Consider the following 17,257-nt stretch of genomic DNA (forward strand, 5'->3'; position numbering starts at 1 on the left):
GCCTCGTCAGTCCCAGACGAACAGCCACTTCACGGCCTTCCCCAGGCCGTAGAACACCCAGCCCACGGGGCCGGGGCGCACGGGGCGCTCGAAGTCGAGGTTCACGGTGGACAGGGCGACCTCGCCCTCGAGCCCCTCCAGGCGCGCCTTGAGCGTCTCGTACTCCACCGTGATTCGCTCCAGCTCCTTCTCCACCTTGAGCGTGTCCTCGACGCTGACGGCGCGCTGGAGCAGCTCCAGGTAGCGCTCCCGGATGCGCGTCACGTTGGCCAGGCGCACCTTCAAGTCCCGGTGCACGTCGGTCACGTCGCTGGCGGAGACGCTCTTGCGCTCCACCTCGCCCAGCGCGGGCACCGCGGCCAGGAAGCCGTCCAACCGCTCGGCGGGGATGCGCACCACCGCGGAACGGGTCGTCACGTGCTCGGCGTAACCCCCATGCGTCTTCGCGAGCTGGACGGCCTGCGCCGGCCCCGACTCGGGCTCGTCCCGCTCCAGCGTCAGGGACGCCCGGTGGATGATGGAGCGACTCTCCAGCGGCACGGCGGTCCCCGGCGCACCTCCGGCCGCCAGGCCCTCGGCGAACGCGACGCGCTCGTGGGCTCGGTGGGTGGAGCAGGCGGTGAGGGTCAGGGCGAGGACGACCAGGAGCGAGCGCACGCGGGTTCCTTGTGAAGGGGAGAGGTCCGTTGAACCGGTCCTCTCAGGACACACCCGCCGGGCTCGACGTTCCAGCTCGACGGCCCGGAGTCGGGCCGGAGCCTGGACGCCCCTTCAGGACGCGCGGGGCGCCGCGGGGAGGGGACGCACGCCGTCGCCCTCGTAATAGATGCTGGCGCAACCCTTCTCGTAGACGACGAGGACGCGATCACTCTGCTCGAGCAGGTCGGAGGCTTTCTCCGTGGCCTTGCGGACGAGGGTGTCGAACCTACCCGAGCTCTGCTTGCTGCTGGCCCGGACTGTCACGACTGGCATGCGGTGTCCCGCTCCTTGTGCCCCACGGCAGGTGGCTCCAGGTACGACCTGGCTCCGGGCCCATCCGCAGGTAACGAACGCGTCATAGCCAAACGAACACTTCGTTGACAAGCGCTCCGCTCCGTGGCGCAAAGATGGATTCTATGCACCGCAAGCTCCTCTTTTTGCTGGTTTTCACGCTGGGTCTGGTCTCCACGGCGCAGGCGCAGACGATGACGAGCGCTCCTCGTCGCGTGCACACCTCGCCCACGCCCTTCTGGCTCCCGCGTGGCGCCTTCCTGGGGACCTCGTACAACGATGCGCTGCTCACGCCCCGGCTGAAGGTGCAGTGGGAGCTGACCTTCTTCCAGGACCGCAAGGACGCCTTCGTCTTCCTGGTGGAGGGCGGACTGGGGTGGGGGGCGCGCATGCCCACGCCCAAGGCGGGCAAGCCCGAGACCAACCTGGGCGCCTACTACGAGCACACCGCGCAGGTGGGCTTCGGCTACCGCAACCAGCTGCCCAACGCCGCGCACTGGGGGTTCCAGGTGACGGGCGGCCCGGTCTTCTATGGCGCCAAGTTCGACGGCGGCCCGCTGCCGGACAAGAACGTGGCCGGCATCGTCGAGGGCCGCATCCAGATTGGCTACCAGTTCGACAAGGTCGCCGCCGGCGTCGCCGTGGGCTACGGCGAGCCCTTCGGCCTCAAGCGCCGCTACCTGGGCCGGGGTTTCGTGGGTGGCCCGATGGTCGGGTTGTTCATGGATTGGCGCTGAAGTCCGCGTAGACTGGGGTGCGCGGGAACCTCCCCCTTCCCGCGCCGCCCTTATGCCCGAGCTTCTGAGCGCCCATGTCTCGCGGTACCTGCGCAACCGGGGCGACCTGGAGCGGCAGCTGCCGCCCGGGCTGCTCCTCTTCTCCCCCTCGCCCGCCGACGACAGCCCGGTGGAGCAGGAGGAGTACCGTCTCAAGACGGTGACGAACGCGGGGCCCCCGACGCTGGGGGCGAGCGAGTCGGTGGTCTTCCCGGTGGTGAAGGCCCGCAGCAACGCCTTCGGCCGGGGCATCACGGTGGGGCGCACGGGCAACAACGACGTGGTGCTGGATGACGGCAGCGTGTCGCGCTTCCACGCCTGGTTCGCCCGGGACGAGGCCCAGGCGGGCTTCCTGCTGACGGACGCCGGCTCCAAGAACGGCTCGTGGATGGGGGGCGTCCGGCTCACCCCGCGCAAGCCCGTTCTGCTGGAGGATGGCGCGCGGTTGCGCTTTGGACAGGTGGAACTCGCGTTCTACACGGCAAGCGGTTTTGTCCGGATGCTCTCCGTACGGATGGCTCCCTGAGCCTTGCCACGTCTCAAGTGGCCTGCGTAACGTACGAAGTCGCCTACAGTCACACACGGGAGTGTTCGCGGTGGCCTTGACCACAGAAGCCTTCGGACTGACCGACGTCGGCCGCAAGCGGCAGCACAACGAAGACGCGATGCTGGTGGACGTGTCGCTCGGGTTGTACGTCGTCGCCGATGGCATGGGCGGGCACGCGGCCGGCGAGGTCGCCAGCAATCGCGCCACCGAGGTCGTCAAGCAGCACATCACCGCGAACCGGCACCTGCTCAAGGACCTGGGCAACAACCCCACGGCGGACAGCCGCTCGGCGGCGGCGGCGCTGGTGGAGGTGGCCGTGCAGCGCGCGTGCGCGGACATCTACCGCACGGCGATGTCGGACTCGACGAAGCGGGGCATGGGGACGACGTTCGTGTGCCTCGCGGTGGGGGGCAACAAGGCCGTCATCGGTCATGTGGGTGACAGTCGCGTCTATCTGGTGAGGCACGGCCAGTGTCACCGGCTGACGGAGGACCACACGCTGGTCGCCGCGCAGCTGAAGGCTGGCACCATCACCAAGGAGCAGGCGGCCACCTCGCAGTACCGCAACGTGATTACGCGCGCGGTGGGCATCCAGGAGTCCGTCCAGGTCGACACGCTCATCGTGGACCTGGTGCCCGGGGACATGTTCGTCCTGTGCTCGGACGGCCTGCATGGGTACGTCGAGGACGAGGAGCTATTGCCGCTGGTGTCGGGGCTGGCGCCGGGGGATTTGCCCAAGCGGCTCATCGACATCGCGAACGAGCGGGGCGGCAAGGACAACATCACCGCGGTGGTGGTGAAGATCGCCGGGGACAGCGCCGCGCTGGCGAGCGAGGAGTCGAGCGAGGCGCAGTCGCGGATGGAGGCGCTGCGCAAGATTCCGCTGTTCCGTCACCTCACGTACAAGGAGCAGACGGCGGTGCTGTCCATCGCGACCACGCGCACGTATCCGGCGGGGCGTGAAATCGTGGTGGAGGGGCAGCCGGGCGAGGAGCTGTTCGTGGTCATCCGGGGCCGGGTGGCCATCGAGAAGAACGGGGTGGAGATCGCCGAGCTGCGCTCGGGCGGCCACTTCGGGGAGATGGGGCTCATCGACAACGCACCGCGCTCGGCGACGGTGAGGGCGACGGAGCCCACGCGCACCATGGTCATCTCCCGGCCTGATTTGATGGGGCTGATGAAGCGCGAGTCCATCCTCGCGGTGAAGATGCTCTGGAGCTTCGTGCAGGTGCTGAGCGATCGGCTGCGCGCGACGAACTCCGAGTTGAGCGAGGCCCGCCAGGAGCTCGCGGTGGCTCAGGCCATCCAGCCCTTCGCCGAGGAGTGAGGGAGGCCACGCCATGAGCACGCGCACCCGTCGTCCGAGCACCGCCAGCTCACGTCAGACCCGCCGCGTAAGGTCCCGTCAGGATGTCACGGGAGGTCGCATGGCGAGGGCGGCGGGCAGGGACGTGATGGTGAAGTTGATGGGTGAGGTGGTGGAGCTGCGCGAGGAGATGAAGTCCTCGCGGATGCACACGCGCATCCTGGCCTCGGGCATGGGCTCCATGCTGAAGAACATGGGCGAGATGCGCGAGAGCATGTCCGTGACGCAGGCGAACATGGGCGCGATGCAGGCGAACATGGGCGCGATGCAGGCGAACATGGGCGCGATGCAGGAGGCCATCACCGCGACGCAGGCGGCCTTGAGCGAGACGCAGGCGGCCCTGCGCGCGACGCAGGTGTCCTTGAGCGCGACGCAGCTGTCCCTGGGCGCGACACAGGAGAGCATGGGCTTGATGATGACGACCATGGAGTCCGTGGTCGGCGTCGTCCGGACGGTGTCGGACGGTTTCCATCGGATGGAGACGAGTGTCGGGCGCATGGCCCGGCTGTTGGGCTCGTTGGCCGAGACGACGAACGAGCGCTTCGAGCGGGTGGAGAAGCGCCTGGACGCACTCGAGGACGACACGAAGCAGTGATGGCTGCGTGACGTTGTCGCCCCACTGCGCTGGGGACGACGTGGAGTGGGGGAGAGCGTCGGGGAGAGGACTGGGTCCGGAATTTCCGGTGGGAATCGGCCGTTGCCGGGCCCGCCGCGGGCTAAGGTCCTCGTGACGAGCGCATGCGCAACTGGATTCTCATAGGGGTTCTGTCCGCCCTCGTGGTGGCTGGGGCCGCCTGGCTCTGGTCTCGCTCGGAGCGAGCGCCTGGAGACTTCCGCGCGTCCGCGTCCCTGGGCGCGACGTCCAGGTCACTTCCCGAGTTCTCCGCCGTGGAGGTCACCTCCGGGAGCCAGGAGGGCCTGTCGCTCACCGGCCGTGTCCTGGATGCCTCGGGGCGGCCCGTGCCGGACGCGGAGGTGTTCCTCTCGGCCAGCGCGGAGCGCACCCTGGTGGACGTGCGCTGTGACGAGTGCGACCAGGCGCTCCTGTCCTGTCCGGCGCGTGAGTCGACGCTGCACACGCTGGCCTTCTTCGAGCAACAACGCGGCTTCCTCAGTCCCCGGGCCACGGCGCGGACGGACGGCGAGGGACGCTTCCGCTTCGAGCACCTGGTCGGCGTGTCCTTCTCCGTGTGGGCCCGCGCGCCCGGCCTGGGTGTCGCGCTGAGGGACCGCGCGGCGCCGGGTGACCCGGTGGAGCTGTTCCTGCCGCCGCTGCGCTCCATCCTCGGCCAGGTCGTGGACGAGTCCGGACAGCCCTTGCGCGAGGCGCGCGTGTACGCGGTGTCTCGACGGGTACCGCTGCCCTTCGAGGCGCGGTCCGGAGCGGATGGTGCCTTCTCGCTGGAGGGGCTGGGCGAGGGCCCGTTCTACGTGCTGGCCATGGCGGAGGGCTACCTGCCCGCCGTCGAGTCCCAGGTGGAGGCGGGCTCCCAGCCCGTGCGCCTGCAGCTGACACCGTCGAGGACGCTGGAGGTCCGCGTGACCCGCGAGGGCCAGCCCGCGGCCGCGACGGTGCGAGTGCGCGGCGACCACCTGTCGCGCGACCTGCGCACGGAGGGTGAGGTCGTCCGCTTCACCGGCCTGTATCCGGATGAGCTGGTGGTGACGGCCGAGGCACCGGGACTGGGCTCGATTCCGCGCACGCTGACGCTGGAGGCGCGCGTCACGCAGGTGACGCTGGAGCTGGAGGAGGCCGGCAAGCTGCTCGTCACGGTGGTGGACGAGGCGGGCGAGCCCGTTCCATCGCCGGAGCTGCTCTTGCGCACCGCTCGCGGAGATGTCGTCCGCCGGGAGCGCGCGAGCACGGGCGCTCTGGTGGAACTGGGGCCGCTCGCCGTCGGCGAATACGTGCTGGAGGGCAAGGCGGAGGGCTTCCGCGAGGCGCAGCTCCCCGCGCGGGTGGGCAAGGGCGAGACCTCGCTGGAGCTGGAGCTGGAGCGCGCGACGCTCATCACCGGACGGGTGATGGACGTGTACGGCCGTCCCGCGCCGCGCGTGTCGGTGCTGGTCCAGCCGACGGGGGAGACGGTGCTCGCCGATGGGGACGGGCACTTCTCCGCGTCGGTGCCCACGCCGGGCCTGTACGAACTGCACGCGCACCACTCCGAGTGGGGCGGTGGACAGGTGAAGGTGACGGCACCCGCGAAGGACGTCGAGCTGCCGCTGGAGCCGCATGCCTCCGTGGAGGTGACGGTGTCCTCCGGGGGCCGACGCGTGGAGGGCGCGGACGTGGTGCTCTGGGTGGACCAGGAGGGCATCTTCCGCAGCGACCGCTCCTCGGGGCCCGACGGCGTCGTGCCGATGCGCGGGATGCCGGAGGGGACGTACTCGATGGTGGCCTCGCATCCGGACTTCCAGCCCTCCGAGCGCAAGCAGGTGACGGTGACGGAGGGGCAGACGCTGAGGCTGGAGGCCGAGCTGAAGCCCGGAGCGCCGCTCACGGGCGACGTGGTGGACACGCAAGGGGCGCCGGTGGCGGGGGCCGCGTTGTCGGTGGTGCCTCGCGGCGCGGATCCCGTGGTGAGCGACGCGCGCGGCCACTTCGAGTTCCGCTCGCTGCGGCCCGACCGGGGCTACCGGCTGGAGGTGAAGCACTCCGGTTACGACCAGACGGAGCGCGCCGAGGGCAAGGCGGGCGGGCCCCCGGTGAAGGTGGTGCTCAAGAAGCGCGACATGTTCCGCGGCCGCGTGGTGGGCAATGACGGCGCGCCCGTGCGCCGCTTCCGCATGGACGAGCATCAGGTGGACAGCCCCGACGGTCGCTTCGAGCTGCCCCTGCCCACGGCGGGAGACCGCGTCATCGTCGCGGTCGATGCCTCCGGCTACGAGCCGCTGATGGTGGACCGTCCGGTGTCTGCCGAACTGGGAGACCTGGTGCTGGAGAAGCTGCCGAGCATCAGCGGGAGGGTGCGGGACGCGAGCGGCGGACCCGTGGCGGACGCCGTGGTGTCCTGTGAGGTGTGCGACGAGTCCGTGATGTCGGGCCCGGACGGCACCTTCACGCTGGCGAGTCCGCCGTATGTGGCCCGCTACACCGTGTCCGCGCGCAAGGGGCGGCTGAGTGGGACGCAGGCGGTGGAGCGTGGGAGCCGCGCCGCGCTGGAGCTGACGCTGAAGCAGGCGACGCGGCTGAGTGGTCGCGTGTTCCTGCCGGGAGGCCAGCCCGCCGCGGGCATCGGCATCGAGGCGGTGAACGGAGACCGGGGCGAGCCGCTCAACATCGTCACCGGGCCGGATGGGGCCTACTCGGTCGACGTGGCGCCCGGCAGCTATCGCTTCATGCTGGGCACGGGACGCGACTTCGCGGGCGAGCCCGCCCTGGTGGTCCAGGTGGGTGGCGCGCAGATGCACCTGGACCTGGGGCCCGCGCCGGGCAGCGCGTCGCTCACCGTGCAGCTCAAGCCCGAGCGAGGCAAGGCGCTGTGGGTGGTGGCCGGGGACGTCCCGGTGACGAGCAACCCGCCCGCGCAGGAGTTGATGCGCTCACGCTGGGCGCACCTCATCTACCAGCCACGCTCCGAGCAGGTCGTCGTCACTGGCCTGCCGCCCGGGCGCTACACGCTGGTGTGGGGGGCGTTCCATGTGGAGACGCCGGGAGGTCCCGAGGTGCGGGTGGTGGACGTGCCGTCCAGCGGTGAGGTGACGCTGGGACGTTGAGGCGCCGGGCCTGCTGCTCGTGCGGCTCGGGTTGCGAGCCGGCATGCGGGCGCATTAGGAAGCCGCATGGACGTGACCGCGTTGAAGGGCCGTCGCATCGTGGTGGGTGTGGCCGGTGGTATCGCCGCGTACAAGGCCTGTGAGCTGGTGCGCGAGTTGGGGCGCGCGGGCGCCGAGGTGCGGGTGGCCATGACGGAGGCCGCTCGGCAGTTCGTCACCCCGCTGACCTTCCAGGCGCTCAGCGGGCATCCGGTGCTCACCGACTACTTCGACCCCTCGCAGGAGGGGAACTTCGGCCATTTGGACCTGGCGCGCTGGGCGGAGGCGTTCGTCGTGGCGCCGGCCACGGCGGACCTGCTGGCGCGGGTGCGCGCGGGCATGGCGAACGACGCCGTGACGACCTCGCTCCTGGCCTTCCGCGGGCCGGTGGTGCTCGCCCCGGCGATGAACGTGGCCATGTGGGACAACGCGCAGACGCAGGAGAACGTGGCGGCGCTGGCGGCGCACGCGCGCTTCAGCTTCGTGGGGCCGGGGGCGGGGCTGCTGGCCTGTGGCGACGTGGGCGAGGGGCGACTGGCGGACGTTCCCGCAATCGTGGCGGGAGTCGCCGCGCGCTTCGCGCCGGGGCCGCTCGCGGGCAAGCGGGTGCTGCTGACGGCGGGGCCCACGCGTGAGTTCCTGGACCCGGTGCGATTCATCTCCAATCCCTCCACGGGGAAGATGGGGCTCGCGCTGGCGCATGCGGCGCGTGCGCTGGGGGCCTCGGTGACGGTGGTGTTGGGGCCGGTGGGCGCGGTGGACCGCACGGGGCTGGAGGTGGTGGACGTCGTCTCCGCGGAGGAGATGGCGCGCGAGGTGCTGAGCCGGGTGGCCGACTCCGACGCGTTCATCGCCACGGCGGCCGTGAGTGACTGGCGGCCGGAGACGCGCGCGCCGCAGAAGGTGAAGAAGGGCTCGATTGCAGGGCCGGAGACGCTGAAGCTGGTGCGCACGCCGGACGTGCTGGCCGAGGCCTCGCGGAAGGTGGCGGAGCAGGCGCGGCGGCCGGTGCTGGTGGGGTTCGCGGCGGAGACGGAGCGGGTGGTGGAGCACGCGCGCGAGAAGCTCGAGCGCAAGGGGCTGGACGCCATCGTCGCCAACGACGTGACGGCGCCCGGCGCGGGCTTCGGCACGGACACGAACCGGGTGACGGTGTTGACCCGGACCGGCTCGCCACGGGAGCTCCAGGGCACCAAGGACGCCGTGGCCCGGAGCCTCCTCGAGCTCCTGCTGGTGCAGCGCGCGGCGTCCGGCGTGTGAGCCTCAGGGCGTCCGGGGCTCGACGACGGCGAGCGTGACGGTGGCCTTGGAGACGCGCTGCTCCTGGCCTCCGGCGACGGTGTGGACCTCGGACTCGACGACGATGAGCCGGCGGCCCGCGCGCAGCACCCTGGCCTTGCAGCGCAGCGCCTCGCCTCGTGCCGCCTGGAGCAGGTGGAGCGTGAAGTCCACGGTGAGGACTCGCTGAGGGCGGGGCACGAGGGTGAAGGCGGCGCCGCCCGCGGTGTGGTCGGCCAGCGTCGCCTGGACGCCCGCGTGGATGACGTCGTCCTGTTGCAGGTGGCGGGGCTGAACCACCAGTCGTGCCTCCACCTCGCCCGGGAGGATGGAGACGGGCTCGATGCCGAGGTCGGTGACGAAGGGGGCCGCGCGGAAGAGGGCCTCCGTGTCCTGACGGTAGTCCGGGTTCTGTGGATTCATGGGGAGCAGGGTAGCCCGCCATCAGGGGGACCCACCCGGGGGGCCGGCGCGCGGGTCGACCCGGTGTGCGGTGAATCGAACCCGCGGCCCGTGGCTCCGGAGGCCCACGACGGAGGTGTGAAAGGCCGGCCGTGACGCGGTGTGGTGGGGAACTTGACGCTGTGAGGGAGGTCCGGGCCGCCCCGTGGAGGAGCGTCCGCCCAGGATGGATGTCCGCTTCCTTGCGCCCGGGCCTGCCCTCCGATACCGATCGGTCATCGTGAACGACGATTCGCCCGAAGCCACGCAGGAACTGAGCGCCGTGCTGGAGGATGTGCGCCGTCACCTGCTCTGGCAGGAGGACGGTGGCGGGCGTCAGCTGATGATCGACGCCAAGGCGGCGGCCGAGCTCCAGCGCCTGACGCCCTCCTTGCGCTCCCGGTTCGCCCGTCCCGGACCAGCGACCGAGCCCGCACCGGCCGAGCGCAAGCCCGCTCCGTCCACGGCGACCACGCCGATGTCGCGTCCGGGCGACGCGCCGCCGGGCCCGGGCACCTCGCGCTTCGAGCGGCCCGTGGGCGCCGCCAGTGCTCCGAGCCAGGCGACTCCCTTGCCATCGAGCCGTCCACTGGCCCCCTCGGAGCCCGCTCCCCGCGCGCCGGGCCCCGCGCCCCTCGCGGCGCGGGGGACCACCGCGCCTTCCGCCTCGAACGGGATGCTCCTCGACGTGCCGAGGTCGTCCTCCACGGGCAGCGGACCGCTGCCGGGCGTGGTGGACGGCGAGCGGCCGACGCTGGACCAGGTGCGCCGGGAGCTGGGCGACTGCCAGCGCTGCAAGCTTTGCACGGGGCGCAAGAACATCGTCTTCGGCTCGGGCAACCCCCGCGCGGAGCTGGTCTTCGTGGGCGAGGGGCCGGGCGAGAACGAGGACCTGCAGGGCTTCCCGTTCGTGGGCGCGGCGGGAGATCTGCTCACGAAGATGATCGAGGCGATGGGCTTCCGTCGCGATGACGTCTACATCTGCAACGTGGTGAAGTGCCGGCCCCCGGGCAACCGGAACCCGGAGCCGGACGAGATCGCCGCGTGCGAGCCCTTCCTGCGCGCGCAGCTCGCGGCCCTCCAGCCGAAGGTGGTGGTGGCGCTGGGCAAGTTCGCGGCGCAGACGCTGCTTCGAGATTCGACGCCCATCACCCGCATGCGCGGGGCCTGGCGTGTCTACGAGGGCATTCAGCTCATGCCCACCTTCCACCCCGCGTACCTGCTCCGCAATCCCGCGGAGAAGCGCAAGGCGTGGGAGGACCTGCAAGCCGTGATGAAGATATTCGGCAAGAACCCGGGCTCGCGCGCGTAGCGCGGCCGCGAAGGGGGAGACTCGGATGAAGGGATTGCTGGAGACGCGCGAGGTGCAGTCGCCCGCGCTGGAGTCCAACCCGCTGGGCGACCCGGCCCGGCGCAAGCTCACCGTGTACCTGCCGCCGGGGTACGCCGAGTCGGACCGTCGCTACCCGGCCGTGTACTTCCTGCACGCGTTCGGCAACAGCGGCGGCACGTGGACCAACGCCTCGGGCTTCGCGCCGTCCGTGCCCGAGCGGCTGGACGCGCTCATCGCGTCCGGCGCGGTGCCCCCCGTGGTGGGCGTGTTCCCCGACGCGTGGACGTCGCTGGGCGGCAGCCAGTGGATCAACAGCGACGCCATCGGCCGGTACCGTGACTACCTGGCCAAGGACATCGTGGGCTTCGTGGACCGCACCTTCCGCACGCTGCCCAAGGCGGCGTCGCGCGCGGTGCTGGGGCACAGCTCGGGTGGCTATGGCGCGCTGGTGATGGGGCGCTACCATCCGGAGCTCTTTTCGCTCCTGGGCGCGCACTCGGCGGACGCCTACTTCGAGTACTGCTACCTGCCGGACCTCCCGAAGGCGGCCAGCTCGCTGCTGAAGTCGGGCGGCATCGAGTCCTGGCAGGGAGAGTTCCGTCAGCGCGTGCGCGAGACGAAGATGCGCGGGGACGACTTCCCGGTGGTGAACACGCTGGCGATGGCGGCGGCGTACTCGCCGAAGAAGGGCGAGCCGCTCAACCTGGAGCTGCCCTTCGACGCGCAGACGGGCCGGCTGAAGCTGGACGTGTGGAACCGGTGGCTGGTGCATGATCCGGTGCGCTTCGTCCCCAAGTTCCTGGATGCCTTCCGCAAGCTGAAGGGCGTCTTCCTGGACTGCGGCACGCGCGACGAGTTCAACCTGCGCTGGGGCACGCGCATGCTGGCGGACGACCTCAAGAACGCGGGCGTGGACCTGGTGCACGAGGAGTTCGAGGACGGTCACTCCGGCGTGTCCTATCGCTTCGAGCGCTCGCTCTCGGTGCTGCTGCCCAAGCTCTCCCAGGAGTAGCCCTTCACCCAGGCTCGCGCGGTGCTGTGTCCGGAAGGGCCCTCTTGCTGACAGGAGTGCCCTCGGGAGTGGGGGCCGCGCGACGTGACGCTGGCCATCCCCCCGGCGGAGCGGATAGACGCAGGACTCCCGCGCGACAGGCCGCTCGGCTGTGGGCGCGGATGGACCTTCAGGGAGATGGAACATGAGCAACGACCTCTACGGGCTGTCCCGCGTCGTCGGCGAGAAGGGCGTGTTGCCGCAGCGCGCGCGCAAGCTGGACCCCTCGCTGCCGTGCCGTGATTCGGAGGTGCTCATCGACGTGGAGAGCCTCAACATCGACGCGGCGTCCTTCAAGCAGATCAAGGGCGAGGTGGGCGGAGACCCGGCGCGCATCGGCGCGCGCATCCAGGAGATCGTCCTGGAGCGCGGCAAGATGCAGAACCCCGTGACGGGCTCGGGCGGCATGTTGATTGGCCGCGTGAAGGAGATCGGCGCGAAGCACCCTGCGCGGGGGCAGCTCCAGGTGGGCGACCGCATCGCCACGCTGGTGAGCCTGACGCTGACGCCGCTGGTCATCGAGGAGGTGAAGGCGGTCCACGTGGACATCGACCGCCTGGACATCCGCGGCCACGCGCTGCTCTTCGCCACGGGCATCTACGCGAAGCTGCCGGCGGACCTCCCGGACACGCTGGCGCTGGCGGCGCTCGACGTGTGTGGCGCGCCCGCGTTGGTGGCGCGCTACGTGCGGCCGGGCATGACGGTGGCCGTGCTGGGCGCGGGCAAGAGCGGCGCGCTGTGTCTGGCCCAGGCCCGGCGCAACCTGGAGAGCCGGGGACAGCTCATCGCGATGGACGTGTCGCAGCCGGCGCTGGACGCGCTGACGGCCATCGGCCTGTGTGACGTCGCGCTGAAGGTGGACGCGACGCAGGGCGTGGACGTGATGGAGGCGGTGAGCCAGGCCACGGGCGGTCAGCTCTGTGACCTGGTGGTGAACTGCGCCAGCGTGGGCAACACGGAGATGGCCACCATCCTCTCGGTGAAGGACGGCGGCACGGCCATCTTCTTCTCCATGGCCACCAGCTTCACCACGGCCGCGCTCGGCGCGGAGGGCGTGGGCAAGGACGTCACCATGCTGGTGGGCAACGGCTACGTGCCCGGCCACGCCTCGCTCACCCTGGCCCTGCTGCGCACCGAGCCCGCGCTGCTCCAGCTCTTCGCCACGCGCTACGTCTGAGCGGCGGTCTCCCGTCGCGAGGCTATCTCGCGGCGGCGGTGTCCTCCGGTGACATGGGGGCGGGCGCCACGGGGGCCTGAGGCGCGCTCTGCGTCCGGGCCCAGTCGGCCGCGCTGCGACCGCTGGCGTCCTTGAGCTCCTCGGACGCGCCCTTCTGTCGGAGCGCGTCCACCACCTCCTGCCGACCGAACAGCGAGGCGAACATCAGCGCCGTCTGGCCCAGGCTGTTGGCCTGGTCCACGGCGCACGGCTGCGCGTTGAGCAGCGCGACGATGTCCGCATGGCCCTTGAAGGCCGCGCCCATCAACGCCGTGTTGCCGCGCTTGTCCCCGGCGCACGCGTCCACCCCGGCCGAGAGCAGCACGCGCACGGTGTCCAGGTGCCCGTGGTAGGCGGCGAGGATGAGCGGCGTGAAGCCGCGCTCGTCCCGGGCCTCCGCGGAAGCGCCCGCCTTCACCAGACCGGAGACGATCTCCGTGTCACCGACACGTGCGGCGGCGAGCAGGTATCGCTCCGCCTCGTTCGCGGCGAGCAGACGTCCCTGGGGCACGGGCTCGGCCTTCAGTGAGTACCACGCGGCCGTCACCACCCCGCACACCAGCACCAGCAGACCGAGGGCTCCGAGGAGCAGCTTGCGGAACATGTCCATCCTCCAGGCGGACGAGAGGGGAGGGGCCCGCGCCGGCATCCAGGCACGGGCCCCGGTGCTTCACTCAGGAGCGCTTCAGCGGGTGGCGAGCGGCGCCACGGCGGCGCGGGCGTCATCCACCTTCACGTTCACCGCCTTGGCCAGCCTGGTGCCGAACTCCTCGTTGGCGACGAAGAAGTGGCCCACCATGCGCGCCTTCACGCGGGCGTCACGCACCTGGCCCAGGTCCCCGGCCAGGTTCTTCACCAGGCGCTCACGGGCCGCCGGGTCCAACGCCACGTAGAACGCGCCCGCCTGCGAGAAGTTGTCCGTCTTCTCGATGGGCTGCTGCTGGGAGGTGCCGGACAGGGGCAGTCGCGAGAACAGATGCTGGGGGGCCTCCTGCGACTCGCGGGCGATGCTCGGCTCGTAGTTCACGTCCGACTTCGTGTTCGCCACGTTCATGGCGCCGGCCTGGTTGTTGTTGTTCACGGAGGCGCGCGCGCGGTTGACGGGCAGCGACTGGTAGTTGGCACCCACGCGGTAGCGCTGCGTGTCCGCGTAGGAGAAGAGCCGGCCCTGCAGCAGGCGGTCCTCGGACGGCTCGATGCCGGAGGGCTGCACGCCGGGGGAGAACGCCGACTGCTCGGTCTCCTCGAAGAAGTTGTCCGGCAGCTTGTTGAGCGTGAACCTGCCCAGCTTGACGGAGGGGGCCTTGTCCTCGGGCCAGACCTTCGTCGGGTCCAACGGGTTGAACGCGAAGCTGTCAAGGTCCTTCGGGTCCAGCACCTGCGCCGACAGCTCCCACGAGGGGAACTTCCCCGCGCCGATGGACGCGTACAGGTCCGTGGTGGCGTTCTGGTGGTCCTCGCCGGCGATGCGCGAGGCCTCCTCGTTGGTGAGGCTCTTGACGCCCTGCTGCGAGGCCCAGTTGAACTTCACGTACTTGTACTCGCCCTTGGCGTTGACGAACTTGAACGCGTGCACGCCGTGCCCGTTCATCTGCCGGTAGTTCGCCGGGATGCCGATGTCCGAGTACAGCTGCGTCAGCATGTGCGTCGACTCGGGGATGTGGGAGAAGAAGTCGAAGAAGCGGTTCGGGTCCTGCTTGTTGGTGACGGGCGACGGCTTGAGCGAGTGCACCATGTCCGGGAACTTGATGGCGTCGCGGATGAAGAAGACCGGCAGGTTGTTGCCCACCAGGTCCCAGTTGCCGTCGTCCGTGTAGAACTTGAGCGCGAAGCCGCGAGGGTCTCTCAGCGTCTCCGGCGAGCCGGACGGGTGGATGACGGTGGAGAAGCGCACGAACATCGGCGTCTTCTTCCCCTTGTTGGCGAACAGGGACGCGCGCGTCAGGTGGGAGAAGTTGCCGTAGCTCTCGAAGACGCCGTACGCACCCGCGCCGCGCGCATGCACCACGCGCTCGGGGATCCGCTCGCGGTCGAACCGCGCCAGCTTCTCGATGAGGTGGAAGTCCTCCAGCAGGATTCCGCCGCGCGGACCCGCCGTCTTGGAGCTCTGGTTGGTGCCCACGGCGGCACCCGTATCCGTGGTGAGCGGCGGCGGATTGGCCGCGAGCGCGGGACCACTCAGCAGTACGGCGGACAGCAGCAGCGAACGCGTCTTCATGCGGAAACTCCTCTCGGGGGATGAGGCGGAGCCGCTCCAAAGCACGCACCGTGCCGTCTCTTGGAATCCAATAATTCCGAGCGCTTGAAGGTGGTTGGAAGGCCAGGCTCACCGGTATTTCGGTGGCGGCACCGCTCCCTCGGTGGGGTGGGCGCTGTTATTTCGGTGTCGGGGTTGGCCAACCGATAATGCGGTGCGGCAGCGCCATTCCGGTATGCTTCAGCGCTTCCTGTAGGCGTTCGGGCGGGTAAGGTGCGCCCATGCCAGGCCCGTTCATCGACGACGCGCAGATTGCGCATGCGCGCACTCTGGCGGAGGAGATCGTCAATCCGATCTTCGACCTCATCCGCCGTAACACCACTGTATCGATTGAGCGCACCGTGTTGCGCTTCTTCGGAATCTCCGGAGCAGGCGCGCGAGGGGTGCCGCTCGCCAACCTGATGGTCGACAAGCTCAAGGCCGCGGGCGTCCTCAACCGGGGCGCCGCCTATTGGTATGGCCGCGCGCTGCACCTGGGCGCCAAGAGCCCGCTGGAGGCCGTGGAGCGGCTGACGGCGCTGCCCACCGACAAGCTGGGCCCCCTGTCCCCCGACGTCGAGCAGAACCTGCGCGACGAGGTCCGCTCCGAGGCCCGCTCCGCCTTCGAGGACATGAAGGCGCGCATCACCGCGCGCGAGGAGCTGCGCAAGCAGTTCCCCATGTCGCCGGCGCCGCACAAGTACGTCATCGTCGCCACGGGCAACATCTACGACGACGTGGACCAGGCCCGGGCCGCGGCCCAGGCGGGCGCGGACGTCATCGCCGTCATCCGCTCCACCGCGCAGTCGCTGCTCGACTACGTGCCCCACGGCGCGACGACGGAGGGCTACGGCGGCACCTACGCCACCCAGGAGAACTTCCGCATCATGCGCGAGGCCCTGGACGACGAGAGCCGCAAGCTCAAGCGCTACATCCAGCTCACCAACTACTCGTCCGGCCTGTGCATGTCGGAGATCGCCTTCTGCGCGGCCTACGAGAAGCTGGACATGCTGCTCAACGACGCGATGTACGGAATCCTCTTCCGTGACATCAACATGCGGCGCACGTTCATCGACCAGTACTTCAGCCGCCGCATCTGCGCCCTGGCCGGCATCATCATCAACACCGGCGAGGACAACTACATCACCACCGCGGACGCGTACGACGCGGCCCACACCGTCATCGCCAGCCAGTTCATCAACGAGTGCTTCGCCAAGCGCGCGGGCCTCAAGGACTGGCAGCTGGGCATCGGCCACTCGTACGAGATCGACCCGTACCGCGACGACACGCTCCTCTTGGAGCTGTCCCAGGCGATGCTGGTGCGCCGCTGCTTCCCGGACGCGCCGCTCAAGTACATGCCGCCCACCAAGCACAAGGAGACGGACATCTTCTTCAGCCACGCGTACGACGTGATGGCGGACCTGGTGGCCATCTGGACGCGGCAGGGCATCCAGCTGCTCGGCATGATGACCGAGGCCATGCACACGCCGCTGCTCGCGGACCGCTACGTGGCGCTCAAGTCCGCCAACTACATCCACCGCGCGGCGCGCGGCATCGACGAGGAGTTCACCGTCCGCGAGGACGGGAAGATCGCCAACCGGGCGCGTGAGGTGTTCGCCCAGGCGATGAAGCTGCTCCAGGAGTGCCGGGATGAGGGCATGGTGGCCGCCATCGGCAAGGGGCACTTCGGCGACGTCAAGCGCGAGGAGACCGGCGGCAAGGGTCTGGACGGCGTGCTGGAGAAGGCCCCCGATTACTTCAATCCGTTCCTGGAAATCCTGGAGGCACAATGATTGTCGGTACCATCCTGACGGTGGTGATGGCGGCGGGTGGCTCGGCGGACGCGCTGACGCAGTTCCAGGTCAAGAACGTGGCCGTGCAGGTGCCGGCCGCGTGGACGCGCTCCAACGAGGACGGGACGGCGAAGTTCACGGCGCCCAGCGGGGACGCGTACTTCCTGGTCGACGTGGGCGCGGTGCAGACGGCGGGCATGAAGGCGCAGGTCTGCGTGGACAAGATCGTCACCGGCAGCGGCGGCACGGGCTGGGAGAAGCTCAAGGTCGGCGGGCAGCCGGCGGCGCGGCGGCTGGACACGGACGCGTCGACGAACGGGGCGCTGGTGGACACCTGGACGTACGTGGGCTGTGACGGCCGCACGACGTGGTCCGTGGTCTTCCACCTGGAGCAGGGCAAGAAGGAGCGCTTCGCGCCCCTGGCGGAGAAGGTGGCCGGGAGCGTGAAGTTCCAGCGGGCGCGGGGGAAATGAC

The 17,257-nt window shown here is 70.1% G+C and carries 16 protein-coding genes; 11 read left to right on the forward strand and 5 right to left on the reverse strand.

Annotation, left to right across the window (positions count from 1 at the left end; genetic code table 11):
* Window positions 1-6: 6 nt before the first annotated feature.
* Window positions 7-657: a DUF4349 domain-containing protein gene (locus tag OWM54_RS37715; RefSeq protein ID WP_194869249.1), complete on the reverse strand. Its 651-nt coding sequence runs from the start codon at window positions 655-657 to the stop codon at window positions 7-9.
* Between the two features lie 114 nt (window positions 658-771).
* Window positions 772-972 carry a hypothetical protein gene (locus tag OWM54_RS37720; RefSeq protein ID WP_223747511.1) on the reverse strand — a complete coding sequence of 67 codons (201 nt, stop codon included), beginning with the start codon at window positions 970-972 and terminating at the stop codon, window positions 772-774.
* A gap of 143 nt (window positions 973-1,115) precedes the next feature.
* Here OWM54_RS37720 and OWM54_RS37725 point away from each other — a divergent pair, with 143 nt between their 5' ends.
* The 6 genes from OWM54_RS37725 (at window position 1,116) to coaBC (ending at window position 8,695) form a co-directional block, all read left to right on the forward strand.
* Window positions 1,116-1,727: a hypothetical protein gene (locus OWM54_RS37725; protein WP_223785542.1), complete on the forward strand. Its 612-nt coding sequence runs from the start codon at window positions 1,116-1,118 to the stop codon at window positions 1,725-1,727.
* A gap of 52 nt (window positions 1,728-1,779) precedes the next feature.
* The gene (locus OWM54_RS37730; protein ID WP_141326421.1) at window positions 1,780-2,292 is read left to right on the forward strand and encodes an FHA domain-containing protein; all 513 of its coding nucleotides are present in this window, start codon (window positions 1,780-1,782) and stop codon (window positions 2,290-2,292) included.
* A 61-nt stretch (window positions 2,293-2,353) separates the two neighbouring features.
* On the forward strand, window positions 2,354-3,640 hold the full coding sequence (locus tag OWM54_RS37735) for a Stp1/IreP family PP2C-type Ser/Thr phosphatase (protein ID WP_141326419.1): 1,287 nt from the start codon (window positions 2,354-2,356) through the stop codon (window positions 3,638-3,640).
* Between the two features lie 100 nt (window positions 3,641-3,740).
* The gene (locus OWM54_RS37740) at window positions 3,741-4,274 is read left to right on the forward strand and encodes a hypothetical protein (RefSeq protein WP_267700517.1); all 534 of its coding nucleotides are present in this window, start codon (window positions 3,741-3,743) and stop codon (window positions 4,272-4,274) included.
* Between the two features lie 143 nt (window positions 4,275-4,417).
* On the forward strand, window positions 4,418-7,396 hold the full coding sequence (locus OWM54_RS37745; protein WP_267700518.1) for a carboxypeptidase regulatory-like domain-containing protein: 2,979 nt from the start codon (window positions 4,418-4,420) through the stop codon (window positions 7,394-7,396).
* 66 nt (window positions 7,397-7,462) lie between these two features.
* On the forward strand, window positions 7,463-8,695 hold the full coding sequence (gene coaBC, locus OWM54_RS37750; protein WP_267700519.1) for a bifunctional phosphopantothenoylcysteine decarboxylase/phosphopantothenate--cysteine ligase CoaBC: 1,233 nt from the start codon (window positions 7,463-7,465) through the stop codon (window positions 8,693-8,695).
* A 3-nt stretch (window positions 8,696-8,698) separates the two neighbouring features.
* On the opposite strand, the gene OWM54_RS37755 is transcribed toward coaBC, so the two are convergent.
* Complete coding sequence (locus OWM54_RS37755) at window positions 8,699-9,136, reverse strand: PaaI family thioesterase (RefSeq protein ID WP_223785546.1); 438 nt, start codon at window positions 9,134-9,136, stop codon at window positions 8,699-8,701.
* Window positions 9,137-9,395: 259 nt separating this feature from the next.
* Here OWM54_RS37755 and OWM54_RS37760 point away from each other — a divergent pair, with 259 nt between their 5' ends.
* The 3 genes from OWM54_RS37760 to OWM54_RS37770 all read left to right on the forward strand — a co-directional run bounded on the left by OWM54_RS37760 (window position 9,396) and on the right by OWM54_RS37770 (window position 12,715).
* The gene (locus tag OWM54_RS37760) at window positions 9,396-10,466 is read left to right on the forward strand and encodes a uracil-DNA glycosylase (RefSeq protein ID WP_267700520.1); all 1,071 of its coding nucleotides are present in this window, start codon (window positions 9,396-9,398) and stop codon (window positions 10,464-10,466) included.
* A gap of 25 nt (window positions 10,467-10,491) precedes the next feature.
* Complete coding sequence (locus tag OWM54_RS37765; RefSeq protein ID WP_267700522.1) at window positions 10,492-11,499, forward strand: alpha/beta hydrolase; 1,008 nt, start codon at window positions 10,492-10,494, stop codon at window positions 11,497-11,499.
* Window positions 11,500-11,683: 184 nt separating this feature from the next.
* Window positions 11,684-12,715, forward strand: coding sequence for an L-erythro-3,5-diaminohexanoate dehydrogenase (locus OWM54_RS37770; protein WP_223747518.1), 1,032 nt, complete (start codon window positions 11,684-11,686; stop codon window positions 12,713-12,715).
* A gap of 22 nt (window positions 12,716-12,737) precedes the next feature.
* Here the strand turns inward: OWM54_RS37770 and OWM54_RS37775 are convergent, their stop codons facing one another.
* Window positions 12,738-13,358, reverse strand: coding sequence for an ankyrin repeat domain-containing protein (locus OWM54_RS37775; protein WP_267700523.1), 621 nt, complete (start codon window positions 13,356-13,358; stop codon window positions 12,738-12,740).
* A gap of 81 nt (window positions 13,359-13,439) precedes the next feature.
* The gene (locus tag OWM54_RS37780; RefSeq protein WP_141324215.1) at window positions 13,440-14,972 is read right to left on the reverse strand and encodes a catalase; all 1,533 of its coding nucleotides are present in this window, start codon (window positions 14,970-14,972) and stop codon (window positions 13,440-13,442) included.
* 260 nt (window positions 14,973-15,232) lie between these two features.
* Between OWM54_RS37780 and OWM54_RS37785 the strand changes: the two genes are divergently transcribed.
* Window positions 15,233-16,783 carry a lysine 5,6-aminomutase subunit alpha gene (locus OWM54_RS37785; RefSeq protein WP_141324214.1) on the forward strand — a complete coding sequence of 517 codons (1,551 nt, stop codon included), beginning with the start codon at window positions 15,233-15,235 and terminating at the stop codon, window positions 16,781-16,783.
* A complete protein-coding gene (locus OWM54_RS37790) occupies window positions 16,780-17,256 on the forward strand; it encodes a hypothetical protein (RefSeq protein ID WP_046714529.1) in 477 nt (158 codons plus the stop codon). Before OWM54_RS37785 ends, OWM54_RS37790 begins: the two co-directional genes overlap by 4 nt.
* Window position 17,257: the final 1 nt, after the last annotated feature.

It is taken from the genome of Myxococcus sp. MISCRS1 (assembly GCF_026626605.1).
In the GTDB taxonomy this organism is placed as follows: Bacteria; Myxococcota; Myxococcia; order Myxococcales; family Myxococcaceae; genus Myxococcus; species Myxococcus fulvus.